We start from the raw sequence: 3321 nt of genomic DNA on the forward strand, positions 1-3321 counted from the left end.
GCCGCCGATGCCGGGCATACCCCCGGACGGCTGGTCATCTTCGACTACCGCACCGAGGTCGACGACCACCGCGAGGCGCTGCAGAGCGCCCACGAGCGGCTGGCCAACATCGGGCTGACCATCGAGACGCTGAACGAGGTTCGCGAGCGCGGCGCCGGGTTGCCCGCGGTGCCGGCATTCGAGGGCGACGGCGACCCGTTGGCGCTGCTGATCTACACCTCGGGCAGCACCGGCGCACCCAAGGGCGCGATCTACCCGCAAAGCAACGTCGCGAAAATGTGGAACCGCTCGACCAAGAACTGGTTCGGGCCGAGCGCCGCATCGATCACCGTCAACTTCATGCCGATGAGCCACGTGATGGGTCGCGGCATCCTGTACGGCACGCTCGGCAACGGCGGCACTGCCTACTTCGCCGCCAAGAGCGATCTGTCGACGCTGCTGGAGGACCTGCGTCTGGTGCGGCCCACCGAGTTGAACTTCGTCCCGCGCATCTGGGAGATGTTGTACGGCGAGTACCAAAGTGAAGTGGGCCGACGGGTAGCCGACGGCGCCGACCGCGAGACCGTCGAGTCTCAGGTCATGATCGAGCTGCGCCAGGAGCTGCTTGGCGGCCGCTACATCTTCGCGATGACCGGCTCGGCTCCGACCTCGCCTGAGTTGCGGACCTGGGTCGAATCGTTGCTGGAGATGCACCTGCTGGACGGCTACGGCTCCACCGAGGCCGGAATGGTGTTGTTCGACGGGGAAATTCAGCGTCCGCCCGTTGTCGACTACAAACTGGTCGACGTCCCGGATCTGGGCTACTTCAGCACCGACCGCCCGCATCCGCGCGGCGAGTTGCTGCTGCGGACGCAGAACATGTTCCCCGGCTACTACAAGCGGGCCGAAACCACCGCCGACGTCTTCGATGCCGATGGCTATTACCGGACCGGCGACGTCTTCGCCGAGGTCGCACCCGACCGGCTGGTCTATGTCGACCGCCGCAACAACGTGTTGAAGCTCGCGCAGGGCGAGTTCGTCACGCTGGCGAAGCTGGAGGCGGTGTTCGGCAACAGCCCGCTGGTCCGCCAGATCTACGTCTACGGCAACAGCGCGCAGCCCTACCTGCTGGCGGTCGTGGTGCCGACGGACGTCAACGCGTCGAAGTCAGCGATCGCCGAGTCGCTGCAAAGCGTTGCGCGGCAAGCCAACCTGCAGTCCTATGAGGTGCCGCGCGACTTCATCATCGAGACCACGCCGTTCAGTCTGGAGAACGGTCTGCTGACCGGGATTCGCAAGCTGGCGTGGCCGAAGCTGAAGCAGCACTACGGCGAGCGTCTCGAACAGCTCTACGCCGACTTGGCTCAAGGCCAGGCCAACGAGTTGGCCGAACTGCGCCGCAGCGGCGCCGACGCGCCCGTGCTGCAGACCGTCAGCCGGGCCGCGGCCGCCATGCTGGGCACGGCGACCAGCGATCTGACACCCGATGCTCACTTCACCGATCTGGGCGGAGACTCGTTGTCCGCGTTGATATTCGGCAACCTCTTACACGAGATCTTCGACGTCGATGTGCCGGTGGGCGTGATTGTCAGCCCGGCCAGCGACCTGCAGGCCATCGCCGACTACATCGAGGGCGAGCGACAGGGCACCAAGCGGCCGACATTCGCGAGTGTGCACGGCCGCGGCGCGGTCGAGGTGCATGCCGCCGACCTCACCCTGGACAAGTTCCTCGACGCCGACACGCTGGCCGGCGCGCCGAACCTGCCGCGGGCCAATCACGAGGTTCGCACCGTGCTGCTGACCGGCGCGACCGGCTTCCTGGGCCGCTACCTGGCGCTGGAGTGGCTTGAACGGATGGACTTGGTCGACGGCAAGGTGATCGCCTTGGTGCGTGCCCGCACAGATGAAGACGCGAGGACACGCCTCGACAAGACATTCGACAGCGGCGACCCGAAACTGCTTGCGCACTACCGCGAATTGGCCGCCGACCACTTGGAGGTCATCGCCGGCGACAAGGGCGAGGCCAACCTCGGCCTGGATGCTCGGACCTGGCAACGACTGGCCGACACCGTCGACCTGATCGTCGACCCGGCAGCGTTGGTCAACCATGTGCTCCCCTACAGCGAGCTGTTCGGACCGAACGCGCTTGGCACCGCAGAGCTGATCCGCATCGCGCTGACAACCAAGGTCAAGCCGTACACCTACGTGTCGACGATCGGGGTCGGCGACCAGATCGAACCGGGCAAGTTCACCGAGGACGCCGACGTTCGGGTGATGAGTGCGGCCCGTGCGGTCAACGACAACTACGCCAACGGCTACGGCAACAGCAAGTGGGCCGGCGAGGTGTTACTGCGTGAGGCGCATGATCTGTGCGGGCTGCCGGTCGCGGTGTTCCGCTGCGACATGATCCTGGCCGACACCACATACGCCGGCCAGCTCAACCTGCCGGACATGTTCACCCGAATGATGCTCAGCCTGGTGGCCACCGGTATCGCGCCGGGCTCGTTCTACGAGCTCGACAGCGACGGGCACCGGCAGCGCGCGCACTACGACGGCTTGCCGGTCGAGTTCATCGCCGAGGCGATCTCGACGCTGGGAGCTCAGAACGTGGAGGCCTTCCAGACCTACCACGTAATGAACCCCTACGACGACGGCATCGGGATGGACGAGTACGTCGACTGGCTGATTGAAGCCGGCTACCCGATCCACCGGGTCGACGATTACCGCGAATGGGTGCAGCGGTTCGAGACGGCGTTGCGGGCGCTGCCAGACAAACAGCGTCAAGCCTCGCTGCTGCCGCTGCTGCACAACTACCACCGGCCTTCGGTGGCGATCAACGGGTCGATCGCTCCGACCGACCGGTTCCGCGCGGCGGTGCAAGAGGCGAAAATCGGTCCGGACAAAGACATTCCGCATGTCTCGGCGCCGATCATCGTCAAGTACGCCACCGACCTGCAGGTGCTCGGTTTGCTCTAGACCGCGAGCAGACGCAAAAGTCCCCGACACGCCGAGGCGTGCGGGGCTTTTGCGTCTGCTCGCGCCAGCACTCAGTGGCTGGTTGCGGTGTGGCGTCGCCGGCGGAACAAGCCGCTGCGTTCGCGCCGGTGCGCCCGCGGCGCCGCATCGGTCGGGGCGTCTGGGGCGACTGCCGGCGCTGCTGCCGGTGCTGCGTAAGCAGCGGAGGTGTCCGCTCCCGGCGCCGCCACCGGCTCGTTCGCGAGCTGGTATTCCAGGTCGCGCGCCGTCCGGACCGACATTCGCGCCAAGGCCGCTGCGCCGAGGAAGATGATCAGCGCGCCCAAGCCGGAGAAGTAAACGATCTCGAGCAGAGCACGCTTGGCG

General features: G+C 66.2%; 1 protein-coding gene and 1 pseudogene. One reads left to right on the forward strand and one right to left on the reverse strand.

The window, feature by feature from the left end; genetic code table 11:
- On the forward strand, positions 1-2955 hold a 2955-nt coding region (gene car, locus WBF82_RS08565; RefSeq protein WP_424382622.1), incomplete at its 5' end, for a carboxylic acid reductase.
- A gap of 71 nt (positions 2956-3026) precedes the next feature.
- On the opposite strand, the pseudogene WBF82_RS08570 reads toward car, so the two are convergent.
- Positions 3027-3321, reverse strand: a pseudogene (locus WBF82_RS08570) (hypothetical protein); the annotation flags it as partial.

Origin of the sequence: Mycobacterium sp. (genome assembly GCF_049673265.1) — a bacterium.
GTDB lineage: Bacteria > Actinomycetota > Actinomycetes > Mycobacteriales > Mycobacteriaceae > Mycobacterium.